Annotated in this window: 16 protein-coding genes; 6 read left to right on the top strand and 10 right to left on the bottom strand. The window is 69.4% G+C overall.

Annotated elements, in window-relative coordinates:
* Nucleotides 1-19: 19 nt before the first annotated feature.
* From G406_RS0124440 to G406_RS0124430, 3 genes are all read right to left on the bottom strand, one after another.
* Entirely contained in the window at nucleotides 20-763 is a 744-nt protein-coding gene (locus G406_RS0124440) for an IclR family transcriptional regulator (RefSeq protein WP_084216442.1), read from the bottom strand.
* A gap of 177 nt (nucleotides 764-940) precedes the next feature.
* On the bottom strand, nucleotides 941-2,083 hold the full coding sequence (locus tag G406_RS0124435) for a CaiB/BaiF CoA transferase family protein (protein WP_028935788.1): 1,143 nt from the start codon (nucleotides 2,081-2,083) through the stop codon (nucleotides 941-943).
* 15 nt (nucleotides 2,084-2,098) lie between these two features.
* Nucleotides 2,099-3,256, bottom strand: coding sequence for an acyl-CoA dehydrogenase family protein (locus G406_RS0124430; RefSeq protein WP_028935787.1), 1,158 nt, complete (start codon nucleotides 3,254-3,256; stop codon nucleotides 2,099-2,101).
* Nucleotides 3,257-3,313: 57 nt separating this feature from the next.
* Here G406_RS0124430 and G406_RS0124425 point away from each other — a divergent pair, with 57 nt between their 5' ends.
* Nucleotides 3,314-4,282 (top strand): LysR family transcriptional regulator, encoded by a 969-nt coding sequence (locus G406_RS0124425; RefSeq protein WP_245607208.1) that lies wholly within the window; start codon nucleotides 3,314-3,316, stop codon nucleotides 4,280-4,282.
* A 24-nt stretch (nucleotides 4,283-4,306) separates the two neighbouring features.
* On the opposite strand, the gene G406_RS0124420 is transcribed toward G406_RS0124425, so the two are convergent.
* The gene (locus G406_RS0124420; protein WP_028935785.1) at nucleotides 4,307-4,867 is read right to left on the bottom strand and encodes a TetR/AcrR family transcriptional regulator; all 561 of its coding nucleotides are present in this window, start codon (nucleotides 4,865-4,867) and stop codon (nucleotides 4,307-4,309) included.
* 103 nt (nucleotides 4,868-4,970) lie between these two features.
* Between G406_RS0124420 and G406_RS0124415 the strand changes: the two genes are divergently transcribed.
* Entirely contained in the window at nucleotides 4,971-5,711 is a 741-nt protein-coding gene (locus G406_RS0124415) for an SDR family oxidoreductase (protein WP_028935784.1), read from the top strand.
* Between the two features lie 12 nt (nucleotides 5,712-5,723).
* On the opposite strand, the gene G406_RS0124410 is transcribed toward G406_RS0124415, so the two are convergent.
* Complete coding sequence (locus G406_RS0124410; RefSeq protein ID WP_037078320.1) at nucleotides 5,724-6,419, bottom strand: GntR family transcriptional regulator; 696 nt, start codon at nucleotides 6,417-6,419, stop codon at nucleotides 5,724-5,726.
* Between the two features lie 314 nt (nucleotides 6,420-6,733).
* Here G406_RS0124410 and G406_RS0124405 point away from each other — a divergent pair, with 314 nt between their 5' ends.
* The 3 genes from G406_RS0124405 (at nucleotide 6,734) to G406_RS49555 (ending at nucleotide 10,246) form a co-directional block, all read left to right on the top strand.
* Nucleotides 6,734-7,666, top strand: a complete 933-nt coding sequence (locus G406_RS0124405; RefSeq protein ID WP_028935782.1) for a nucleoside hydrolase — start codon at nucleotides 6,734-6,736, stop codon at nucleotides 7,664-7,666.
* 65 nt (nucleotides 7,667-7,731) lie between these two features.
* On the top strand, nucleotides 7,732-9,192 hold the full coding sequence (uriT, locus tag G406_RS49560; RefSeq protein ID WP_483826427.1) for a uridine transporter UriT: 1,461 nt from the start codon (nucleotides 7,732-7,734) through the stop codon (nucleotides 9,190-9,192).
* Between the two features lie 7 nt (nucleotides 9,193-9,199).
* Entirely contained in the window at nucleotides 9,200-10,246 is a 1,047-nt protein-coding gene (locus tag G406_RS49555; RefSeq protein ID WP_051342615.1) for a LacI family DNA-binding transcriptional regulator, read from the top strand.
* Nucleotides 10,247-10,259: 13 nt separating this feature from the next.
* On the opposite strand, the gene G406_RS0124390 is transcribed toward G406_RS49555, so the two are convergent.
* The 5 genes from G406_RS0124390 to G406_RS54510 are packed head-to-tail and all read right to left on the bottom strand — an operon-like array spanning nucleotide 10,260 to nucleotide 17,032.
* The gene (locus tag G406_RS0124390; protein ID WP_028935781.1) at nucleotides 10,260-11,273 is read right to left on the bottom strand and encodes an LLM class flavin-dependent oxidoreductase; all 1,014 of its coding nucleotides are present in this window, start codon (nucleotides 11,271-11,273) and stop codon (nucleotides 10,260-10,262) included.
* Nucleotide 11,274: 1 nt separating this feature from the next.
* Nucleotides 11,275-13,623 carry a xanthine dehydrogenase family protein molybdopterin-binding subunit gene (locus G406_RS0124385; RefSeq protein ID WP_051342614.1) on the bottom strand — a complete coding sequence of 783 codons (2,349 nt, stop codon included), beginning with the start codon at nucleotides 13,621-13,623 and terminating at the stop codon, nucleotides 11,275-11,277.
* Complete coding sequence (locus G406_RS0124380) at nucleotides 13,616-14,140, bottom strand: (2Fe-2S)-binding protein (RefSeq protein WP_156935135.1); 525 nt, start codon at nucleotides 14,138-14,140, stop codon at nucleotides 13,616-13,618. The genes G406_RS0124385 and G406_RS0124380 overlap by 8 nt, the downstream gene beginning before the upstream one ends.
* On the bottom strand, nucleotides 14,137-15,021 hold the full coding sequence (locus G406_RS0124375; protein WP_028935778.1) for an FAD binding domain-containing protein: 885 nt from the start codon (nucleotides 15,019-15,021) through the stop codon (nucleotides 14,137-14,139). Before G406_RS0124375 ends, G406_RS0124380 begins: the two co-directional genes overlap by 4 nt.
* A gap of 7 nt (nucleotides 15,022-15,028) precedes the next feature.
* Nucleotides 15,029-17,032: an SCP2 sterol-binding domain-containing protein gene (locus G406_RS54510; RefSeq protein WP_051342612.1), complete on the bottom strand. Its 2,004-nt coding sequence runs from the start codon at nucleotides 17,030-17,032 to the stop codon at nucleotides 15,029-15,031.
* A gap of 294 nt (nucleotides 17,033-17,326) precedes the next feature.
* Here G406_RS54510 and hydA point away from each other — a divergent pair, with 294 nt between their 5' ends.
* Nucleotides 17,327-18,709 carry a dihydropyrimidinase gene (gene hydA, locus G406_RS0124365; RefSeq protein WP_028935777.1) on the top strand — a complete coding sequence of 461 codons (1,383 nt, stop codon included), beginning with the start codon at nucleotides 17,327-17,329 and terminating at the stop codon, nucleotides 18,707-18,709.
* The last annotated feature ends 10 nt before the right edge of the window (nucleotides 18,710-18,719 follow it).

Here is an 18,719-nt window from a genome sequence, read left to right as displayed (position 1 = left end):
GGGTATTGAGCCGCGCCCCTCAGACGGAGGAGATCAGCTCGCTGATCTCCTCCGCTGCGGCGATCGTCAGCCGCGCCAGTGCCTTCTCCTGGGAGGGGTCGTAGCGCATCTCCGGGATCGCCAGGGTCACCCCGGCGATCGGGCGGTCCGAGGCGTTGGTGACGGCCGCGCCGATGGAGGACACGTGCGGCCGAAACCAGGCCGACCCGTTGAGCGCGTAACCCCGCCGCGCCGTGCTGGCGATCTCCTCACGGAGCTCCTCCGCGCTCGGTACGGGTTCGCCGAAGTCCTCGACCGGGTGCTTGAGCACCGACTCGACCTCCGCCGGTTCCAGCCGGGCCAGGATCGCCACACCCGCCGACGAGGCTCGCAGCGGCACCCGGCTGCCCACCTCCATGAACACCCGGACGACGTGGGTGCTGTCCTCCGTGGCGATGATGATGATGTCGTCGCCGTCCCGCAGCGAGAAGTGGACGGTCTCGTTCGTCTCCGCCGAGAGCCGCTTGATCACCGGCCGGGCGAGGTCGCGCAGGTCCTGTTCGCCGGTCCCCCGCAGCCCGATCGTGAGCGCCTTCATCGTGACACCCCACCGGGTCCGGTCGGCGTCGACGATGCGGAGCCAGCCCGCCTGTTGCAGGGTGACCAGGCAGCGCTGCACCGAGCTCTTGGGCATGGCCGTCACGCGCGCCAGCTCGGACACACCGATGGGCTGACGTGCGGCGACCTCCTCGAGGATGCGCAGGGTGCTCAGGACACTGTTCATCGACCGCGCTCTGCTGGCCGGTTTCTCGGTCGCCGTCACATCCGCACTTTCCTGGGCCCGATCGGGCCCGCAGCGTACCACTGGGCGCACGCCCGTCTCGCATCCCGGCACAACTCCATGATCACCACCGGGTGAGGGCTGATTCTCCGCGAGCAATCAGCCCTCACTAGGTGGTGATCATGGGTTCGCGGGAAACTCCGCTCGGATCGACCGGTTGTGCTCGCCCAGCGCGGGCACCGCGCCCATCGCCGGGTCCCAGGCGTCCGCCGTGACCGGCGGCAGGAGCGCCTCGATGCCGCCCTGCGGGGTGTCCACGGGGTGCCACCGTTGTCGGGCGGTCAGCTGCGGATGGCGGGTGAGATCGGCGGGCGTGCGCAGCGAGGCGTTGGCGATACCCGCCCGATCGAGCCGTTCGACGACCTGCCCTGCGTCCAGGTCGGCGAACACCTGCTCGATGATCGAGGTCAGCTCGTCGTTGTGGGTCACCCGTTCGTCGTTGGTCGCGAACCGCGGATCGCCGGCCAGGTCGGGGCGCAGCAGGACGTCCCGGCAGAGCACGGCCCACTCGCGCTCGTTCTGCACGCCGAGGAACACGGCGCCCTCGCCGGTGCGGTGCGGACCGTACGGCGAGATCGACGGGTGCCGGGCGCCGGTCCGGCGGGGTGGCTCGCCGCCGTAGCGGCCGAAGTACGCGGGCTGGGTCATCCACTCCCCCAGCGCGTCGATCATCGCCACGTGCAGGCTCGCGCCCCGACCGGTGTGCGCACGGTCGTAGAGGGCGGTGAGGATCCCGCTGTAGGCGTACATGCCGGTGGCGATGTCGGCGATGGACACACCGGCCTTCGCCGGCTCGTCCGGTGTGCCGGTGGAGGCCACCAGCCCGGTCTCGCACTGCACGAGCAGGTCGTAGGCCTTCTTCGACCGGTACGGCCCGTCGGGCCCGTAGCCGGAGATCGAGCAGTGCACCAGCCACGGTCGCGCCGCGCGCAGGGTCTCCGCGTCCAGGCCGAGTCGTTCCACCGCTCCCGGCACCAGGTTGTGCACGAACACGTCCGCGCCCGCGATCAGCCGGTCCAGCAGCGCCCGGTCGGCCGGGTCCTTGATGTCGAGCTCCAGGCTCTGCTTTCCCCTGTTGAGCCACACGAAGTAGCTGGACTGCCCGTGCACGGCCCGGTCGTAGCCCCGGGCGAAGTCACCGACCTCCGGCCGTTCGATCTTGATGACCCGTGCGCCGAGGTCGGCCAGCTGGCGGGTCGCCAGCGGTGCCGCCACAGCCTGCTCGACAGCGACGACGGTGATGTCCCGCAACGGATGGTGCATCGTGCGTCCCCCCGGTCAGGCCGGCAGCGGGTGACGGGCGACCAGCTGCCGCGCGATCACGATGCGCTGGATCTCGTTGGTGCCTTCACCGACGATCATCAGCGGGGCGTCCCGGAAGTAGCGTTCGACGTCGAACTCGGTCGAGTAGCCGTACCCGCCGTGGACCCGCACCGCGTTCAGCGCGATCTCCATCGCCGTCTCGGACGCGAACAGCTTCGCCATCCCCGCTTCGAGGTCGGCCCGCTCGCCCGAGTCGTAGCGGCGCGCCGCGTAGCGCACCAGCTGGCGGGCCGCCTCCAGCTTGGTCGCCATGTCGGCCAGATGGTTGCCGATGGACTGGTGCCGCCAGATCGGCTGCCCGAAGCTCTCCCGCTCCTGTGCATAGCGCAGCGAGTCCTCCAGCGCCGCCCGGCCGACGCCCAGAGCCCGGCTGGCGACCTGGATGCGTCCGATCTCCAGCCCGCGCATCATCTGAGCGAAGCCGACACCTTCGACCCCTCCCAGCAGCGCCGACGTCGGCACCCGGAGGTCGTCGAAGGACAGCTCACAGCTCTCCACACCCTTGTAGCCGAGCTTCGGCAGATCCCGCGACACGTGCATCCCCGGCCCCTGCTCGACCAGCAGGATGCTGATGCCCTGGTGAGCCGGTCTCGCCGCCGCGTCGGTCTTGCACAGCAGTGCCACCAGCCCCGACCGGCGCGCGTTGGTGATCCAGGTCTTCGATCCGTTGACCACGTACTCGTCGCCGTCACGGCGGGCGGTGGTGCGCAGCGCCTGCAGGTCCGAGCCGCCACCGGGTTCGGTCAGCGCCATGGTGGCGCGCAGCTCGCCGGTCGCCAGTCTGGGCAGGTAGACCTCTCGCTGCTCGGGTGTCCCGTAGGTCACGAGGAGCTTCGCCACGACGGTGTGTCCGCCCATCGCGCCTGCCAGGCTCATCCAACCCCTGGCCAGCTCCTCGGTGACCGCCGCGTAGCACTGAGCCGACACCTCGGCCTCACCCCAGGGTTGCGGGATCGCCAGGCCGAACACGCCCATGGCCTTCATCTGCTCGATGAGCTTCTCGGGATAGGTGTTGCTGTGCTCAAGCTCCCTGGCGACCGGCCGGACCTCCCTGTCGACGAACTCGCCCACCAGGGCGACGATCGCCGCTTCTTCCTCACTCAGCTCGTCCATTCGTCCATCATGAAACAGAATGTCCTAGAGTCTGAAATACCAATCCGTCATGGCCCCATGCGCGGCCGGGATGACCCGGAGGAGCCGATGGACCTCAAGCAGCTCAAGGCGCTGGTGACCGTGGTCGAGGTCGGCAGCGTGACCCGCGCCGCCGAGCTGCTGCACCTCGTGCAACCCGCGGTGACCCGTCAGATCCGGGCGCTCGAACACGAGCTCGGCGTTCCACTGTTCGAACGCACCCACCACGGAATGCGCCCCACCCCGGCGGGCAGCGGCCTCGCCGACCGGGCACGGCGTGCGCTGACCGAGCTCGACCGGGCCCGCGCCGAGCTGACGCCCGCGACCGGCGCAGTCACCGGGATCGTCACCGTCGGACTGTTGGAGAGCACGGCCGAACTCCTGGCCGATCCACTCACTCGCGCGATACTGCGCGACCATCCCGGTATCGAGCTGCGGCTGTTGACCGCCTACTCGGGGCATCTGCAGCACTGGCTCGACGATGGTGACCTGGATCTGAGCCTGCTCTACAACCTCACCGGGACACCCTTGCTGAACGTGACATCCCTGGCACGGGAGCAGCTCTGGGCGGTCGCGCCGCTCGCCGAGAACCTGAGCCCCGAGGAGCCGGTCGGCCTCACCGAGCTGGCGAGGCGGCCGATCATCATGCCCACGCCGGGTCACGGCCTGCACGCACTGATCACCAGCAGCCTCCACCAAGCCGGTGTGGAGATCGACGTCGCCGTGCAGACCAACTCGATGCATCTGCAGAAGCAGCTCGTCCGCGCCGGCCACGGTTGGACCATCCTGCCCGCCGTCGCCATCGCGAACGACCTCGACTCACTCAGCGCGGCACCCCTGTGCGCGCCCGAGACCTGGCGCTCGATCGTCCTCGGCATGCCTCGGACCGGCCGCGTCCCGGCCGCGGTCGAGGTCGTCGCCAGGGAACTCGTCGAGCAGGTCCACTCAGCCATCCGGGACGGTCGATGGCCGTCGGCACGGCTCCACCACGCGCCCGCCCCCGGCTGATCGGACGGTCGTCGGGAGCCACCGTCAGCGGCGGCGCAGACCGTCGAGGACGACCCTGACCACCGTCCGGGACCGCGAGTCCCACTCCGAGGCCGGCACCCGCGACAGTGCGCCGAGCAACAGGATGACGTCGGCCGCGTCGACGTCCTCGCGCACCTCCCCGGCCGCCACACCCCGGTCGAGCAGTGTCGTGAGTGCGTCGTCGAGCCGCCCGTGCTGATCGGCGTACAGGTCCTGCCAGGCGGACGCCTCGATCGCCGCCATGACACCGCGCTTGACCCGTGCGTACTCGACCAGCCGGTCCAGCCACCGAACCAACGCATCCAGCGGCGAGCGTTCGGCGAGCAGCGCCGGCACGGCGTCGACCAGCTCACCCATCTCCTGCCGGTACACCTCGGCCAGCAGGTGCTCGCGGGTCGGGAAGTGCCGGTACAGAGTGCCCTGCCCGACACTCGCGGCCTTCGCCACCAGGTGCAGCCGCAGCTCGTCGACCGCGCCGCGGGAGTCGCTCAGCGTCGCGCGGGCGACGGCGACGATGCGCTCACGGTTGGCGACCGCGTCCGAGCGCTGAACACGAGCAGCCACTTCCTCACCTCCCCAGGACGGTCTCAGGTTACCGGACACTTGTCCGGTAGCGTGAGGAAGAGACAACCGGACAACTGTCAGGTTAGTAGCGGGAGGTACCTCGATGACCGGAATCAGCGGCAAGGTCGTCGCCATCACCGGAGCCAGCAGCGGTATCGGGCAAGCCACCGCCCTGCGGCTCGCCGGCCAGGGCGCCGCGGTGGTGCTGGGCGCACGGCGCACCGATCGGCTCGACGCACTGGCCGAACGGATTCGTTCCTCTGGCGGCCGCGCCGAGGTGGTACCCACCGACGTCACCCGGCGCGCCGACCTCGAGCGGCTGGTCGCCACCTCGGTCGAGCGTTTCGAGCGCCTCGACGTTCTGGTGGGAAACGCCGGAATCGCCAGAACCTCTCCCGTGGGTGAACTCGACGTCGACGACTGGGACGCGATGATCGACGTCAATGTGCGCGGCGTCCTTCACGGGATCGCGGCCGCGCTGCCGGTGTTCCGCCGGCAGGGGCGAGGGCATCTCGTGACCATCGTGTCGACGTCGGGTATCAAGATCGTTCCGACCCAGGCCGTCTACGCCGGCACCAAGAACGCGGTCCGCACGCTGCTGGAGGCGCTGCGTCAGGAGTCCACCGACGGTGTCCTGCGCACGACCTCGATCTCACCCGGATTCGTGCGCACCGAACTGCTCGACCACGTCGAGGACCCCGGGCTCCGGAGTGAGGCACGACAGCGGATGGAGACACTCGGCATCGAACCCGATGCGGTCGCCCGCGCCGTGGCCTTCGCGGTCGAACAGCCCGACGACGTCGAGATCGGCGACATCACCATCCGGCCCACCCGCCAGAACTGACGACCGCGTTGGTCACGACCCGGCGGACGCGCGCTCCCCCGCGTCGTCCGGGAACAGCACCGCAAGGGTGTGGGCGCGGCTCGACCGCGCGTGGTTCACCGCGAGCGTGCGGGCGGTGATCTCGTCCCCCGAAGCGACGGCATCAGCGATCGCCCGGTGTTCGGCGAGGAGCCGCTCCCAGTCGGAGTTCTGCTGGTAGAGCCACCGTAGGCGACCCTCCAGCGGGTGGGCGATGCTGCTCAGCAAGCTGTTGCCCGCCATCTGGGTCAGCAGCACGTGGAAGTCGGCGTTGAGCCGATGCAGCCGGGCCTCGTCGGTGGTCGCGGCGATCTCGTCCAGGAGCTCGTGAAGGCTCCTGACCTCGTTCCCGGTCGCCTTCAGCGCAGCCAGACCGGTCGCCGTCATCTCGATGCCCTCACGAACCTCGTAGAGCTCCTCGACGTCCTTGCGGGACAGGCGACGGACGACGATACGACGAGGAGACTCGGCGACCAGGAAGCCCTCATGGATGAGAGTGCGGACGGCCTCTCGCACCGGACTGCGGGACACCTCGAAACGTTCGGCGATCGCACGCTCGACGACCTTCTCACCAGGCTGGAGCGCGCCCTCGATCACCAGCTGACGAAGCTGCGACACCACTCGTCGCCGCGCGGCGGCCAGCTCGCTCGCAGGTCCCGAATCGTGCCCGGATGCGCCGCCGGTCGGCATCACGACCCACCTCTTCCGTTCTCGGTCGTCAGTCTGGCAGATCGGAACGCACGGATCGGGGACCTCCGTCGACGGTCGGCCCGCCCCGGCTCCGCCCGCCGATGACCGCCGTGACGCCCACCCCGGTGAGCCGGCGAGCGCACGAGCGCCAGATTTTGGTATCCCAAACTGTTGACACGGGCCCGGCACGTTGGCCACCATATGGAACAGCCACGGCCCGGCAAGCCCTCGATTCTCCCGCGGTCGGTGCCGTTCGGTAATTGATTCCGCACCACTGCTGGCTGCCGCACCAACCGTCAAAGCATGGAGGAAATGTGTCGGTACCCGTCATCATCGATTGCGATCCCGGCCACGACGACGTATTCGCCATCTGGCTGGCACTCGGAAATCCCTTGATCGACGTCCGCGCCATCACCACGGTCAGCGGAAACGGTTTGTTGAAGTACACGACGCACAATGCGCGTATCGCACTGACGGTCGCGGGAGTGGACGGAATTCCGATCGCCGCGGGTGCGGCCGACCCGTTGCACCGTCCCTCTCGCCCGGCGACCTGGATTCACGGCGAGAATGCACTCGGCGGGCCGGAGCTGCCCGAGCCGACCGTCCCGCTCGACGAACGCGGCGCCCTCCAGCTGATCACCGACACGATCACCGGGTCGGACGAGCAGGTCGTACTCGTACCGACCGGTCCGCTGACCAACATCGCGACGTTCCTCACCGAGAGGCCGGAGCTGGTGTCCAGGGTCAAGGAGATCATCTGGATGGGCGGGTCGACCGGCCGGGGAAACGTCGGCGCCTATCCGGAGTTCAACGCGTGGGCCGACCCGGAAGCCGCCGACATCGTCCTGCGGTCGGGTGTGCCGTTGACGATGGTGGGCCTGAACATCACCCACCAAGCTCTGATCACCGAAGAGGTGATCAAGCGGATCGCGGACGTGGGTAACCGGACCAGCGCGTTCGGTGTCGAGCTGCTGCGCTACTTCTGCGGTACCTACAACAAGGTCGAGGGAATGCCGGAGGGGCCGCTCCACGACCCGATCACCGTGGCGATACTGATCGACCGGACCGTGGCCTCCATCCAGCGGGCCCACGTGGACGTCGAGACGACCGGTGAGCACACGGCGGGCGCGACCTGTGTCGACCTGCACAACATGCTGAACCGCGACGCGAACGTCGATGTCGCGATGGAACTCGACGTCGACAGGTTCTGGGATCTCGTGATCGAGTCGATCACCGCACTCGCCTGAGCTTCCTCGGCGAACGCACCGAACGGTCGCAGTAGCGTCACAATCCTACGGGCTCGAAGGAATCGATGATGAATGCTGTCCACAGCGCGGTGGGAGCAGACGCAACTACACCGCGGCGACGCGACATAGCCGGAATCATGATCGCCTTCCTCTCGGCGATCCTCGCTTTCCAGCTCAATTCCAGCATGCTCAGCCCCGCGCTGGTCACGATGGCGCGAGAACTGCACGCATCGGATGACGCGGTAGCGGCCACCCAGTCGGCGTTCTTCACTTCCGCGGCACTGTTCTCCATATTCATGCCACGACTCGGCGACCTCATCGGCAGGCGGCGGGTGTTGGTCGGAATGCTGACCGTGATGGCGTTCGGGAGTGTGGTGGCAGCGTTGTCGCCGAACGTCGCGATTCTGTTCGTCGGCCGTCTCCTGCAGGGGATTTCCGGCCCGATCATCCCGATCTGCCTGGTCATACTGCGGGACCTCGTACCCAGCCCGAAGAGGTACGGCCTCCTGATGGGCATCGTGGCCGCGGTGAACGGCGGGATCGCCGGAGTCGATGCCCTGCTGGGAGGTCATCTCGCTGTGAACTACGGTTACCCGTCGCTGTTCTGGACGATGGCGCTCGTCGCCGTCGTGGCGGCGACGCTGACCCGCCTGCTGACACCCGAATCGACGGCGGCTCAGCGCCCGAGGATGGACTGGGCGGGTTCGGCTCTGTTCGTCCTCTCGATCGGATCGCTGCTGGTCTCGGTGAACGAGTTCGGCGACATGCCCATCGGGTTGCTGGTGCTGCTCGTCGTGGTGTCGCTCGGGTCGTTCGCGGTTCTCTGGCGGACCGAGGCGCGGAGCCCGCACCCGCTCGTGTCCACGGCCCAGCTCAAGGAACGCGCCACCTGGGCGGTGGTCGGCACCGCGTTCCTGACGCTGGCGGGTGTCTTCGCCGTGATGAACGGAGTGGTGCCGGCGCTCGCCCAGGACAGGGCCGTCGGTCTCGGGTTCACCGCCGAGGAGGTCTCCTGGTGGATGCTCGCGCCGTACGCGATCGCGGGCCTGATCGTCGGTCCGCTCAGTGGCAGGCTGGCGGCGTCGCTCGGGTACCGCCTGATGCTTCGGGTCGGCATCGTGGGCAGTGTCGTCGCTCTGGCGATCTTCGTCCTCACACTCGGCGGCGTGTCCAGGGGCGCGATCCTCCTGCTGTCCATCGCGGTCGGGGTGACGTACGCGGGGATGGCCAACATCATGCTCAACGGCCTCGGGGTCGTTCTGTCGCCGTCGGTCAGACCCGGCTCGTTGCCCGGGCTGAACACCGCAGGCTTCAATCTCGGTGCCGGCTTCAGCTTCATCGTGATCTACGCGGCCCAGACGGCGTTCGCGTCCGGCGGGAGCAACCCGCGAGGAGGATATGCCGCCGCGCTCCTGGTGGGCGCGATCATCCTGCTCGGTGCGTTCGCGCTGTCGTTCTTCATTCCTCGCCCCGCCGAAGCCGAGGAGCGCCGTGTTCGAGAGGGCGCGGTGCCGGCAAGGTCATAATGAGGCGGTGAAGACGGGGAGCTCACGGTCGGGCGCGGTCACCCTTGCCGACGTCGCGGCCGCGGCGGGGGTGGACCGGTCCACCGTCTCCCGGGCGCTGCGTGACGAGGCCCATCGGGTGAGCCCGGCGACCATCGCACGGGTGCACGCCGTCGCCGCAGAGCTCGGCTATCGCCCCCATCATGCCGCCGCGACGCTGCGCAGTGGGCACTCCCGGATGCTCGGGGTGCTGGTGCCGACCATCACCGACGCCGCGATGGCGGCCCTGTTCGCCGGCATCGAGGACGCGGCGCGTGTCGCCGGCTACCTCGCGGTCGTGACGTCCACCGGCTCCGACGACGCGGTGCGGCTCGGTGCGCTGGAGACCTACCGGGGCCGCAGTGTGGACGGTCTGCTGCTCGCCGACTCACTCATCGGGCAGCCCTGCCCGGTCAACGGCATGTTCGGACGGCTCCCGGTGGTCTCGGTCTTCCGGCAGGGGCCACCCGACCATCCGTCGGTGGTCGCGGACGAGTACGCCGGTGGTCAGGCGGTCGCCGAGCACCTGCTCGACCAGGGGCACCGCGACATCGTGGTGCTCGGCACGCCGGACCGGATCCCGACCTTCCACGACCGCATCGCCGGGCTGTGCGACGGCGTCCACACCCGGCTGGGCGCCGCCGGGTCGGTGCGAGTGGTCCGGACCGGGCTGCAGGTGGACGACGGTTACGCGGCCATGAGCCGCGTGCTCGCCGAAGGACCGCCTCCGACCGGGGTCTTCGCGATCAACGACTACAGCGCGATCGGCGCGGCGCACGCACTGCTCGAGCACGACCTGACCCCGGGGGCCGACGTCGCGCTGGTCGGCTACAACGACGACCCGATCGCCGCGCACCTGCCGGTGCCACTCAGCAGCGTCCGGATCGATGTGGGCGAGCTGGGTCGGCGCGGCGCGCGCGCCCTCATCGGAATGATCGAGGGCCGGACGGTGGACCTCCCACCGTTGCCTCCCCGGCTGGTCGTACGCGCCTCATCGCTGGTGGCCGCCGAGGACATCCGCCGACGGGTGGGCTGAACGGCGTCGCGGTTCAGCCGGCCAGGACGGGTCGTCGGCCCAGCACCGGTTCCAGGCCCGGCAGTACCTCCCGAGCGAACAGGTCCATGGATCGCTCGCCTGCCTCCGCGGACAGCCCCGGGACGTCGAAGCAGATGTCGAGCCCGTCGAGGCCGCAGTCCTCGACATAGCGGGCCAGCGCGGACCTGACGGTCGACGGCCCGCCGACGATCCAGCCCAGCTCGGCACGAACGTCGTCCAGGGACCACGGCCCCGGATCCTCGGCAACCCTCTTTCGCCAGCCCGGGGTGGGCGGGGTGAACCGGGGCCAGAAGTGGTCGGCCGCCGACGCGGCCGTTCGCCGTGCCTCGTGGTCGTCCTCCCCGACGTACACCAGCCGTGACGCGCGGACCTGGCCGGTGCCACCGTCCGCGCGGAACCCCGCCACCAGCTGCCGGTGCCGGGCCCCGCCGAACATCCCGACGAAGAACCCGAGCCCGTTGCGTGCCGCCAGCTGGACCGACCGGGGGTCGGCCGAGGCGACGAGCAGCGTCGAGCTCAGGTCCGGTATGCACAACCCCAGGTCGTGGCCGATTCCCCCGGACCGCAGCAGGTGGACGACCTGGCCGGCGGTCCGGCGGAAGGCGGCCCGGCGAACCTCCCTGGGCCCCGGGCCACCTTCCTCGCCAGCGGATCCCGCACCGATCCCATAGCGGACGCGACCGCCGGTGAGCAGGTCGAGCGTCACCAGCTCCTCGGCGATGCGTTCCGGGTCGGCTCCGGCGACCAGACGGACCGCGGTCCCGAGCCCGATCCGTTCGGTCATCCCGGCCAGGTGCGCCACCAGCAGCTGGGGTGCCGCGATCCGGCCGGAGATCGCGCCGAACATCGGGGCGTGCTGCTCGGTGAACCAGGCGGTGCCGAACCCGAGCCGGTCGGCGTGGACCACGGCGCGGCAGGTCTCGGCGAGCACGTCGGCGTCGCCCCGCTCCGCCGAGGCCCACCCCGGCAGGAGCACGCCGATCGGAGACCGCCCGGGCGTGGTCATGTCAGATCTTGCCCAGCGCGCGCAACACCTTCTCCGGGGTGATCGGGAGATCGGTGAGGTGCACCCCGATCGCGTTGGCCACCGCGTTGACCACCGCGCTCGCGCCGTCGTTGTTCGCCGACTCGCCGATGCCCTTGGCGCCGAACGGCCCGGTGTCCTCGTAGGTGTCGGCGAAGAACACCTCGAAGTCGCGGCAGGCGTCCCGGGAGGTGAGGATCTTGTAGTTCAGGTAGTCGGGGTTGAGCGTGCGCCCGGTCTCGGTGTCGATCTGGATCTCTTCCATCAGCGCGTAGCCGAAGGCCTGAGCGGCCCCGCCGTGGATCTGTCCCTCGACCAGCACCGGGTTGATGACCTGGCCGACGTCGGAGCCAGCGACGACCCGGTCGATGGTGATGGTACCGGTCTCGGTGTCGACAGAGACCTCGACGAACTTGCAGGTGAAGTGCGATGCGGTGGTCACGGCACGGCGGCTCTCCTCGGCCATGATCGTGCCCCACTGGCGCATCTGCGCGGTCCTGGCGACCTCCTCGATGCTCACCGACCGGCCGGCTCCCCGCACCTGTGCCCGCCCGCCGACGAGCTCGATGTCGGTCGGCTCGGCCTCCAGGATGCGCCCGGCCAGCTCCCGGATCCGGTCGCGCAGCTTCTCGGCCGCGAGCTTGGCCACCATCCCGGAGACGTAGGTGCTCCTGCTGGCGTGGGTGACCACGTCGTAGGGCGATGAGTCGGTGTCGGTGTTGTTGACCAGGACGTCCTGGGCGCGGATGCCGAGGGTCTCGGCGACGATCTGCGCGTGGCCCATCAGGTTGCCGGTGCCCATGTCCACCAGGGCGGTGGTCAGGTTGACCGTGCCGTCCTCGTTGACCTTGAGCGTGGACCCGGCGTACTCCAGGATGTCGGACACCTCGTTGGCCTGGCCGCACCCGGAGGTGTGGAACGCCCGGCCGAGACCGATCCCCTTGAGCACCCGGTCATCGGTGCGCGCCGCGAACTCGGCACGCCGTTCCCAGCCGATCCGATGCGCGCCCGAGGTCAGGATCTCCTCGACCCCGCAGCTCTTGATGTGGTCGATGACGTTCGGGCCCTGCGCGAAGTAGGCGTCGCCCTCACGGATGTAGTTGCGCAGCCGGATCTCGACCGGATCGATCCCCAGCCGGTCGGCGAGGATGTCCATGTGGGACTCGATGGGCACGTTCGCCTGCGGGTTCCCGAAACCCCGGAATCCGGCGGCCGGCGGGGTGTTCGTGTAGATGACGTGACCGGTGAACCTCTGGTGCGGCACCCGGTACATGGACATGAACCAGCCGCCCATGCACTTGGTGACCCACTCGCCGGAGCAGGCGTACGCGCCGGTGTCGACGTGCGCCTCCATCTCGTGGGCGACGAGTGTGCCGTCCCGGCGGGCGCCGGTGCGCAGCCGCACGGTCGCCGGGTGGCGGCTGGTCGACATCATGTCCTCCTCCCTGGTCAGCTGCAGGCGCACCGGCGCACCCGCCTTCATCGCCAGCAGCGCGGCGATCGGCTCGTCGACGTTCATGTCCAGCCGTGCGCCGAACGCGCCGCCGAGGAACGACTGGTGCACGTTGATCCGGCTGTACGGAACGCCCAGCGCCCGCGCCAGGTTGTGCCTCAGGCCATGGATGGACTGGGTGGTGCACCAGATCTCGAGCCGGCCGTCGGGCATCGGGTCGACGACGATGCAGCGCCGTTCCATCGGGCTCTGCTGCTGCTTGGGGACCCTGAACGTGTTCTCGATGATCACGTCGGCCTCGGCGAATCCGGCGTCGACGTCACCGACGCCCATCTCCACCTTGCGCAGGACGTTGCCGCGCGGTTCGTCGCGTTCCTCGCCCCACAGCACGGTGTCGTGGATGCGCGCGGCACCCGGCTTGATCGCCTCGGTCGCGTCGAGCGAGGCGGGCAGTAGCCGGTACTCGACGTCGATCGCGGCCACCGCGCGGGCTGCCACGTCGGCGCTGGTCGCCGCGACCGCCGCGACGACGTCACCCACGTAGCGGGCCTTGTCCGGGATGATGAAGTTGTCCCTCGGCATGTACTCCGGGGGCAGCGCGAACTCGCGGCCGTACGGGTGGCTCGGTGCGTCGGCGTGGGTGATCACGGCCTTCACCCCGGGGATGGCCAGCGCCCGGGACGTGTCGATCCGGACGATCTCCGCGTGCGGGTGCGGGCTGCGCAGGACCTTCGCGTCGAGCATTCCGGGCCGCCGGACGTCGCCGACGAACCTGAGCCGGCCGGTGGCCTTGTGGATGGCGTCGAACTTCGGGATCCGCCTGCCGATGTTGGCGAACTCGTCGGCGCCGGGCAGTGGCCCGGACAGGGTCTCAGACATGGCCGTCCCGCCGCATCTGCTCGCCGGCTCCGGCGAGCGCCTCGATCAGCTTCACGTAGCCGGTGCAGCGGCACAGGTTGCCGGCGAGCTCCTCGGCGAGGTCGTCGGCGTCGGTGTCCGGGTTCTCCGCGTACAGAGCGCAGCTGGCCATGAGCACGCCGGGCGTGCAGTAGCCGCACTGCACACCGCCGCCTTCCACGAGCGCGGTCTGCAGCGGGTGGTGCTCACCGTCGCGGCCGAGTCCCTCCACCGTGCGCACCGACCTGCCTTCCGCGCGCAGCGCCGGGTACATGCAGGAGTAGATCGCCTGCCCGTCGACCTGCACGGTGCAGGTCCCGCAGCCACCGGTGTCGCAGCCGCGCTTGGTCCCGGTCAGGTTCAGCCGGTCGCGCAGGACGGAGTTGAGGCTTTCGTAGGGCGTCACCACCAGCGCTGCCGGATCACCGTTCACGGTGAGCCGGAGCATCCGGTGTTCGGTTCCCGTCTCGTCGGCTGTCGAACTGTCGATCTGTGTCATTGCGCCCTCACAACCGCCTGGACCAGGCATCGGGTGATGTAGACCTTGAGGAGGTGGTTCCGGAAGCGGCTCGAGCCTCGGAAGTCGCTGAACGTGCGGACGTCGTCGGAGACGGCAGCGGCGGCCCGTTCGATCTCCTCAGCCGTGGCGGGCCTCCCGATGAGCAGCCGTTCCACCGAGATGGCCCTGGTGACCTTGCGGCCGACGCCGCCGCCGAGCGCGATGCGGACGTCGGTGAAGCGCCCGCTGCGCACCCGGGCCTGCACACCGATGCTGACCAGTGCCCAGTCCACCGAGTTGGTCTCGAACTTCATGAACGCGCCACCGGAGTCCGGGGGCGGCATGGAGAACTCGACCTCGGTCACCATCTCGCCGAACCGCAGGTCCGGCAGGAAGAAGTCCCAGAAGAACTGCTCGATCGGCGTCGTGCGGCGGGCCGCCCCGAGGCCGAGCGTCGTCACCCGGGCGTCGAGCGCGACCAGCGCGGCCGGCAGGTCGAAGAACGGCAGGCTGGAGGCGATGCTCCCGCCGACCGTCGCCACGTTACGGATCTGCATCGGGCGGATGCCGGCGATCGCGTCGGTCAGCACGGCCAGTTTCCCGTGCCGGCCGGCCCGGACATGGCGGGCCAGGTCGGTGAACGTGACCGTCGCGCCCACGTGCACCCGCTCGCCGTTCGACGCGATGGTGCCGAGCGGCAGGCGTGTCACGTCGACCAGCGTCCGGACCTCACCCATGGCCTTGCGGTAGGCGAGCTCGTGGATCGTGGTGCCACCGGCGATGATCTGCGCCGAGGAGCCCCGCGCGTCCAGCACGCGCAGCACCTCGTCGACGGTGGCGGGGAAGAGGTAGTCCTGTGGTTGGAAGATGAGTGTGGGCATCGAGACCTCACTTCACTCGGGCCACGACGGGGCCGAGCCTGCGCAGCAGACCGAACACCGCCGGGTGGTGGTCCTGGACCCGTTCGCCCAGCGTGCGGAACCGGGTCGCGTCCGAGGGCGGGCCGTGGACCTCGTACTTCTTGTTCACGTACGCCTCGTCGGCGGCCGCGGTGTCGAGCATCATCCGGAGGAACAGCGCCGCCGGCGCTTCGAACACGACGTGTGACTCGGCGGCCCTGCCTGTGCACACCCGCGCCCGCCCGTCCTCGACGATGACGTGGAACGGCGGCTCCCCGCTGAGGTCGAACTGCAAGGTCCGATCCCAGTGGTCGAGCATGTCTCGTACCTCGGGCGTGCGGTTCAGGAAGAACACGAACACCCGGATGCCGAGCTGGCATCTCACGCTGGTCCTCATTCCTGTCGACTGGGCTGACTCGCGCCGGGCGGCGGCGAGGAAAGCGGGACTCTGTGCCGCGCACTCGCAGCAGATCGCGTGGTGCGCGGCCGAGGGATCGCGGTCCATCTCCTGTGCCACGTACGACCGGTCGCAGGCGTGACATCGGATGCGTGACTCCCACGGGTCGGCGACCTCGTCGCGGGGGTCGTACGGCCGGGCCGGCACCTCACCGACCCTGGAGTCCCACAGCAGGGCGCCGAGGTAGCAGACGAAGGACACCGCGAACGCGGCCGGCGCGTACCACGTCGCACCGGGGACGCCGGCCAGGTTCAGCAGCCCGATCCCCACGGCGCTGCCCAGTACCCAGGCCAGCACACCCGGCCGGTGCACCGCGCGGACCCGTCCCGGCCGGTATTCGAGCTGCTCAGGCCCGGTGCCCCGCACCCAGGACCACAGCATGAAGGCGACCGCGACCCCGACCCAGGCCACCGTGATGATCGCGCTGTACTCCAGCCCGATCTGCAGCTTGCTCAGCAGGTCCTGCAGCATCAGGAAGAACACGACGACGCCCTGGACCACCACCCAGAACCAGCGCGGGACGGGCCTGCGCACCACGCGCCCCGCCAGGTTGGCCAGGTTGGTGGAGGCCACGTAGTAGTTCGCGGTGTTGATCCGCGTCTGGGTCACCCAGATGAACACGACCGCCCAGACGCCCATCATGACGAGCATCCCGTCCACGGCGGACAGCTCGGTGAGCGCGCCGGTGACCAGGTGTTCGGCCAGGAAGATCCCGACCGCCGCGTTGACGAACAGGGTGAGTCCGTGGAACACCGGCCCGAAGGTGAACCACCGGTGGAAGCGCAGATCGGCCGGGCGGGCGTGGCGCGCGATGTCGCCGGTGAACATCATCAGCACCCAGACGCCCATGTAGAGGGTGAAGGCGTACAGCCAGCCGGGGCCGGACACGGTGGCCGTGCCGGCACCGGACAGCCAGCCCGGGTGGTAGCCCCGCTCGGCGATCGTCCAGACCACGGCCACGGTCAGCCCGGCGAGGTAGACCGGCAGCAGTACCCCGTTGAACTTGTCGAGGAAGACCCGCACCCCACCGACCGCGAGCGGCACGCTGTAGGCGACGACCACCACGAACCAGAACCACTCACCGGGCCCGCCGAACACAGTGTGGAAGGCGTGGGCGACCACAGCGCCCTCGAACGTCGCGTAGAAGGTGGCGATCAGGTACAGCACCAGGGTGGCGATCGAACCACCGCCGAAGCCGAACAACATGCGGGAGAACAGGTTGATGCTCGTCCCCGAGCGAACCGAGTACGTCGCCATCGCCGCGCACAGCACGCTGTACGCCCCGACCGACAGGGCGCAGCCGATCAGCGCGTCCGCCGGGCCGACCTGCACCGCCGCCAGCCCACCGGTGATCAGCCACGCCATCGCGCTGGCCAGCGCGTACCAGGCCATCGCCATCGACCACCGGCCGCTGCGTGCGCTCTTCGGCACGACGTGCGCCGCGTAGTCCTCGGTGACGGCGCGACGGACCACCTCGGGGTCGTCGTGGAAGGACTCCTCGAGCGGCGGGACGCGTAATACCGGGTCTTTGATCACGGGATCTCCTCGATGGAGCGCTGCACCGGCCGGACGCGTCTGCTGAAGCGGCGGCCGCCGGGCGACGGAATGCACACATGTTTGCCAGGGCACATGCCGGTGTCAATACTTTGGGATACCAAAATAACTTGATCTCCGCATCTGCGGATGGATATGCGTCTATGAACCGCAAGCAGTGAGTTCATCGGTCACGAGGCCGCTGACACTTGACCGCATCACACACTTCTGCTCCGATTGCACAATCGATTGGCATGCTGCGTGGCCCGGTTCTCGGGCCGAGTGAGGAGCCGAGCAATGTCGAAGCTGCTGCTGTCCGGAGGCCGCGTGGTGAACAGCACCGGGTCGTCCGACCTGGACGTTCTCGTGCGGGACGGACGCATCGAGGCGGTCGGGCGGTTCGACGACGTGCCGCTCGGCGACGACGTGGAGCGGGTCGACGTCAGCGGCAGGCTGCTGTTCCCCGGCGGTGTGGACGTCCACACCCACCTCGACTCGCCGATGATGGGCACCACCACGTCGGACGACTTCGCCAGCGGCACGCGGGCGGCGGCCTGCGGCGGGACGACGACCCTGGTCGACTTCGCGATGCAACCACCCGGCACGACCCTGCTGAAGTCACTCGCCGATCACCATGCGAAGGCCGAGGACAAGGCCGTGATCGACTACAGCTTCCACATGTGCGTCACCGACCTGTACGACGGCGCGACCGACGAGTTCCCGGAGATCGTCCAGTCCGGCGTCAGCAGTTTCAAGGTCTTCATGGCCTACCGGGGCAGCATCATGCTGCACGACGGTGACATGTTCGAGGTGTTGCGAAAGTCGGCGGCACTCGGCGGCCAGGTCTGTGTGCACGCCGAGAACGGCGACGTCATCGACAGGCTCGCCGCGGATCTCGTGGCCGCCGGACGGACCGGTCCCGGCTCGCACGAGATCGCCCGGCCCCCCGCCACCGAGGTCGAGGCGGTTCACCGGGCCATCCGCATCGCGCGCATGGCCGACTCCCCGCTGTACTTCGTGCACCTGTCGACCGAGGGCGCGGTCGAGGCGGTGGCCGAGGCCAGGTCCCGGGACTGGGCGATCGCGGGTGAGACGTGCACCCACTACCTGACTCTCGACAGATCCCTCTACGACGCACCGGGATTCGACGCGGCCAAGGTCGTGCTCACTCCCCCGCTGCGCACCCAGGAGCACCGCGACGCACTCTGGCGGGGCCTGCGGGCGGGAACGCTCGGCGTCGTGAGCTCCGATCACTGCCCGTTCTGCCTGGAGGAGAAGCGCCGCCTCGGCGAGCACGACTTCCGCGCCGTGCCCAACGGCGGGCCGGGCGTCGAGCACAGGTTCATCGTCATGTACGCCGAAGGAGTGCGTCAGGGGCGGCTGTCGCCGGAGAAGTTCGTCGACCTCGTCGCGACCGCCCCGGCACGCCAGTTCGGGCTGCCGGGCAAGGGCTCGATCACTCCCGGGGCGGATGCCGACATCGTCGTGCTCGACCCGGACGGGACCACGACGATCTCCGCCGCCACCCAGAACCAGAACATGGACTACACCCCATACGAGGGGTGGACCCTGCCCGGAGCCATCGACGCCGTCTACGCCCGCGGCGACCTGGTGGCCAGGAACGGACGCTTCGTGGGCGCCGAGGGCCGAGGCCGGTTCATCGCCCGCACCACCCGCTAGGACCTCGTGA

The organism is Actinospineispora spinosispora DSM 44797 (genome assembly GCF_000429025.1).
Lineage (GTDB): Bacteria > Actinomycetota > Actinomycetes > Mycobacteriales > Pseudonocardiaceae > Pseudonocardia > Pseudonocardia spinosispora.
This window is presented reverse-complemented; position numbering and strand designations above follow the sequence as displayed.

What these genes read in the sequence shown, in the direction of transcription:
- G406_RS0124440 (WP_084216442.1), bottom strand. Translation starts at nt 763, where the DNA reads ATGAACAGTGTCCTGAGCACCCTGCGCATCCTCGAGGAGGTCGCCGCA.
- G406_RS0124435 (WP_028935788.1), bottom strand. Translation starts at nt 2,083, where the DNA reads ATGCACCATCCGTTGCGGGACATCACCGTCGTCGCTGTCGAGCAGGCT.
- G406_RS0124430 (WP_028935787.1), bottom strand. Translation starts at nt 3,256, where the DNA reads ATGGACGAGCTGAGTGAGGAAGAAGCGGCGATCGTCGCCCTGGTGGGC.
- G406_RS0124425 (WP_245607208.1), top strand. Translation starts at nt 3,314, where the DNA reads ATGCGCGGCCGGGATGACCCGGAGGAGCCGATGGACCTCAAGCAGCTC.
- G406_RS0124415 (WP_028935784.1), top strand. Translation starts at nt 4,971, where the DNA reads ATGACCGGAATCAGCGGCAAGGTCGTCGCCATCACCGGAGCCAGCAGC.
- G406_RS0124410 (WP_037078320.1), bottom strand. Translation starts at nt 6,419, where the DNA reads ATGCCGACCGGCGGCGCATCCGGGCACGATTCGGGACCTGCGAGCGAG.
- uriT (WP_483826427.1), top strand. Translation starts at nt 7,732, where the DNA reads ATGATGAATGCTGTCCACAGCGCGGTGGGAGCAGACGCAACTACACCG.
- G406_RS0124390 (WP_028935781.1), bottom strand. Translation starts at nt 11,273, where the DNA reads ATGACCACGCCCGGGCGGTCTCCGATCGGCGTGCTCCTGCCGGGGTGG.
- G406_RS0124385 (WP_051342614.1), bottom strand. Translation starts at nt 13,623, where the DNA reads ATGTCTGAGACCCTGTCCGGGCCACTGCCCGGCGCCGACGAGTTCGCC.
- G406_RS0124380 (WP_156935135.1), bottom strand. Translation starts at nt 14,140, where the DNA reads ATGACACAGATCGACAGTTCGACAGCCGACGAGACGGGAACCGAACAC.
- G406_RS0124375 (WP_028935778.1), bottom strand. Translation starts at nt 15,021, where the DNA reads ATGCCCACACTCATCTTCCAACCACAGGACTACCTCTTCCCCGCCACC.
- hydA (WP_028935777.1), top strand. Translation starts at nt 17,327, where the DNA reads ATGTCGAAGCTGCTGCTGTCCGGAGGCCGCGTGGTGAACAGCACCGGG.